The sequence below is a fragment of the Promicromonospora kroppenstedtii DSM 19349 genome (assembly GCF_000515355.1).
Lineage (GTDB): Bacteria > Actinomycetota > Actinomycetes > Actinomycetales > Cellulomonadaceae > Promicromonospora > Promicromonospora kroppenstedtii.
Map to the genome: position 1 here is coordinate 112,638 of NZ_KI911634.1, position 3,597 is coordinate 116,234.

6 protein-coding genes are annotated in these 3,597 nt (G+C 71.6%); 4 read left to right on the forward strand and 2 right to left on the reverse strand.

All coding sequences use genetic code 11. From position 1 onward, the window contains the following. Positions 1-167: 167 nt before the first annotated feature. Positions 168-827: a YceI family protein gene (locus PROKR_RS07015; RefSeq protein WP_026366138.1), complete on the reverse strand. Its 660-nt coding sequence runs from the start codon at positions 825-827 to the stop codon at positions 168-170. A gap of 232 nt (positions 828-1,059) precedes the next feature. Between PROKR_RS07015 and PROKR_RS07020 the strand changes: the two genes are divergently transcribed. Together PROKR_RS07020 and PROKR_RS07025 are read left to right on the forward strand one after the other, a co-directional pair. After that, a complete protein-coding gene (locus tag PROKR_RS07020) occupies positions 1,060-1,509 on the forward strand; it encodes a thioredoxin family protein (RefSeq protein ID WP_157601938.1) in 450 nt (149 codons plus the stop codon). Then, a complete protein-coding gene (locus tag PROKR_RS07025; RefSeq protein WP_020017899.1) occupies positions 1,506-1,946 on the forward strand; it encodes a DUF4395 domain-containing protein in 441 nt (146 codons plus the stop codon). The genes PROKR_RS07020 and PROKR_RS07025 overlap by 4 nt, the downstream gene beginning before the upstream one ends. Positions 1,947-1,953: 7 nt before the next feature. Here the strand turns inward: PROKR_RS07025 and PROKR_RS07030 are convergent, their stop codons facing one another. Continuing rightward, positions 1,954-2,313 carry a DsrE family protein gene (locus tag PROKR_RS07030; RefSeq protein WP_036961069.1) on the reverse strand — a complete coding sequence of 120 codons (360 nt, stop codon included), beginning with the start codon at positions 2,311-2,313 and terminating at the stop codon, positions 1,954-1,956. 150 nt (positions 2,314-2,463) lie between these two features. Between PROKR_RS07030 and PROKR_RS07035 the strand changes: the two genes are divergently transcribed. Both PROKR_RS07035 and PROKR_RS07040 read left to right on the forward strand, forming a co-directional pair. Further along, positions 2,464-3,078, forward strand: a complete 615-nt coding sequence (locus PROKR_RS07035) for a heme-binding beta-barrel domain-containing protein (RefSeq protein ID WP_036961072.1) — start codon at positions 2,464-2,466, stop codon at positions 3,076-3,078. 54 nt (positions 3,079-3,132) lie between these two features. After that, on the forward strand, positions 3,133-3,597 hold a 465-nt coding region (locus PROKR_RS07040), incomplete at its 3' end, for a YgfZ/GcvT domain-containing protein (protein WP_036961075.1).

Genomic DNA, 3,597 nt, shown 5'->3' on the forward strand with positions numbered 1-3,597 from the left:
GCGGGCATCGTGGTGGGTGCGCTGCACCTGCTGCTGGAGCGGTTGCCCGCCCGCGGCGCGCGCCTGGCCGGGCTCTCGGCGGCCGCGCTGCCCGTCGCGGTGTGCGGCATCTTCGTGTTCGTCGTGGGCCGGATGGTCATCTTCTGAGGTGACCGGCCCGGTCCGCCTCAGGACTGGCGGATCATCTCGCCCGCGATCTCGATCCGGACCTTCTTGGCGACCAGGACGCCGCCCGCCTCGAGCGCGACGTTCCAGAGCAGGCCCCACTCCTCGCGCTCGATCTCGCAGCTGCCGTGGAAGCCGAAGATGTCCTGTCCGTAAGGGTCGTGTCCCACGCCGCCGAACTCGCACTCCAGCGTGACCGGACGCGTCGTGCCGCGCACGGTCAGCAGGCCGTCCATGACGAACTTGGTGAACGAGCCGTCCGCCTGGGTCGGGTCGTGCGGCCGCCGGCCCGCGGTGCCGGCCTTGAGGCGCGCCCACGAGAAGATCGGGTCCACCTGGGTGCGCATCCGGAACCCGGTGCTGCGGAACTCGATGGTGGGGTGGTTCTCCACGTCGAGGAAGTCGGCGCTGCGCAGGTGCGTGTCGCGCTCGCCCACGTGCGTGTCCACGGAAGCCGCCTGGATGGTGCAGGTGACCTGCGACATCAGGGGGTCCTCACCGACGGTGACCGTCGCGGTGCCCTCGGCGAACTCGCCCCGGACGGGGCTGACCATCATGTGCATGGCGAGGAAGCCGAGCCGCTTGTGGTTCTGGTCGATCTGGTACACCCCGGCCGCCGGAATGGTCAGACCATTCCACGTTCGAGTTGGCAAAACTTCCATCCTAGACAATTCTCCTATATATGCGGATGCATGCACGTTACCACCGGGGCCTCGTCGGGCCGGGTGGCGTTTCGGCACCAGAAATACTGCTCCGACGGGTTGTGCAGACCAGGGAATCATGTGGACGGGCACCCGAGAAGGTCAGGTGCCCCCACTGTGACCGGCCTCATTGCCCATCCATATCGCGGATGAGGACTTGTCTGGACGAGCGAGGCACGGCAGGGTGGGCTAAATGTTGGGACAGGTGATTGCGCTGGTCGTGCTCGTGCTGGGCACGGCGGTGCTCGGCGTGTGGTGGTCGGCGCGGCAGGGGGCTGTCCGCGCACCCCGTGAGACCCCGGTCGGCATCGACTGGGCGTCCTCCGGGATCGCGCTGGCCGACCGGGTGACCTTCGTGCAGTTCTCCGCCGAGGTGTGTGCCGCGTGCCGCTCCACGTCACGGGTGCTCGGGGGGCTGGCCGGCAAGGGTGACGGCGTCGCGCACCGCGAGGTGCTCGTCGACGACCACCTCGACCTGGTGCGCACCCTCGGCGTGCTCCGCACGCCCACGGTGCTGGTGGTCGACGGCGGTGGGCGCGAGGTCGCCCGGATGAGCGGCGTCGTCTCCGACACCCAGGCGCGGCAGGCGCTGAGCCGGGTGTCCAAGGGGACGCTGGAGACAGAGGGGGAAGCGCGCCCATGAACGCGAGCAAGGGGATCGACCCGCGCGGGCCGCGGGTCGGGGCGAGCATCACGGCGGTGCTGCTGGCCGCCGTCGTCCTGCTGGGTGCGAGCACCGCGGGGCTGTGGCTGCTGACGTTCATCATGCTGAGCTTCGTGCTCGGCACGGTGCGCGGCGCCGAGGGCTCGTGGCAGGGCATGCTCTACAAGCGGTTCGTGCGGCCGCGTCTGGGCCCGCCCACGGAGATGGAGGACCGCCGCCCGCCGCGCTTCGCGCAGGGCGTCGGCCTGTTCGTCACCGGCGTGGGCGTGATCCTCGGCTTCTTCGGTGTGCTGCCGGCGGTGCCGATCGCGGCCGCGGCGGCCTTCGTCGCCGCCGCGCTCAACGCCGTCGTCGGGCTGTGCCTCGGGTGCGAGCTGTACCTGCTGCTCCGGCGGTCTGGCCTGGTCCGCGCCTGAGCGCCGCCTAGTAGACGAGCGCCTGGGCGCCGTCGCGCAGGATCTCCTCGGTGAACAGGGCCGAGCCCGCGATCCGGACTCCGGGCAGCACGTCGGCCTCGGTGATGCCGCGCCGCGCCGCGCACTGCGTGCAGACCGTGACGGTCCCGGCCGACAGGATCACCTCGATCAGGTCGGGCAGGGGCGTCGCGTGCTCCAGCTCGAGCTCGGCCGCACGGCCGGGCAGCGCGAGCCAGGCGGACTCACCGGTGAGCCACAGGCTCACCTCCGCGCCCGACGCGACGGCCGCGGCGGCCACGGTGAAGGCCTGGTTGGTGGCCTCGGGGCGGTCCAGGCCTGAGGTGGTCTTGATCACGAGCTGGCGCATGGGCCGACTGTAGGCGGTGGACGTTAGGATCGGCACCATGTCGATCCACGCCCTTGAGCTCATCTTCACCGGCCTCATCGTGGCGGTCGCAGTCGCGGTCGCCTGGTTCGCCGGCTACGTCGTCTACAAGCTGTACACCGGCCAGCGCTGATGACGTTCACCTTCCCGGACGGTCTCTCGCCCGAGGTGTACCCGCTGGCGTGGCTGGTCGGCCGCTGGCGCGGCGAGGGTGTGATCGACTACCCCGGCGTCGGCAAGAAGACCTTCGTGCAGGACCTGGTCTTCGACCACGACGGCGGCCCCTACCTGCGGTTCGAGTCCACGCTTCGGGTCCTGGAGAGCGTCGTCCCCGACAAGCTGCCCGCCGACGGCGAGTGGCCGGCCCCCGTGGCGGACCCGACGGACGCCGAGGCCGAGGCGCCTGAGACCGCCGAGGTGGGCGAGCCCGGGACCGTCTGGTCGACCGAGACCGGCTACTGGCGTGTGTCCACCGACCGCCCCGAGGGGCTCGAGGAGAACAAGCACGCGCTCGAGGTACTCGTGGCTGACGCCTCCGGGCGCATCACCGTCTACATCGGCGCCGCGGGCAACGGGCGGATCGACCTCGCCTCGGACGCGATCGCGCGGACGTCGACGGCGTCCGAGGTGCGCGCCTCCAAGCGGCTGTACGGCCTGGTCCAGGGCCGGCTGCTGTGGGTCGAGGAGCTCGCCGCGTTCGGCGAGCCGCTGCGTTCCTACGCCTCGGCCGAGCTGGACCGGCAGTAACCGAACACCGGCGGGAATGCCCCGCCCGTTCCCGACGCTGCACCTGAGGTGAGCATGGATTACGAGAGCCCCCTGCTGAGCCGGCGCGGCGCGGTCGCCGCCGCCGGGCCCGACGCCGGGGTCGCCTGGCACTACGGCGACCCGACGGCCGAGCAGCGCGCGCTGTCGCGCGGCGGGGCCGTCGTCGACCAGTCGCACCTCGGGATCGTCCGCGTGGCCGGCCCCGACCGGCTGAGCTGGCTGCACTCGATCACGTCGCAGCAGCTCGAGGGCCTCGCGCCCCGGACCAGCACGGAGCTGCTCGTCCTGTCGCCCCAGGGCCACATCGAGCACGTCGCGGGCGTGGTGGACGACGGCGAGGCCACCTGGCTGATCACCGAGCGCGAGTCGGCGCCCGGCCTGGCCGGCTGGCTCGACCGCATGAAGTTCATGCTGCGCGTCGAGGTCACCGACGTCACGGACGAGTGGGCCGCGATCGGCGAGCCCGTGGCCGCCGAGGGCGCGGAGGGCGAGCCGGTC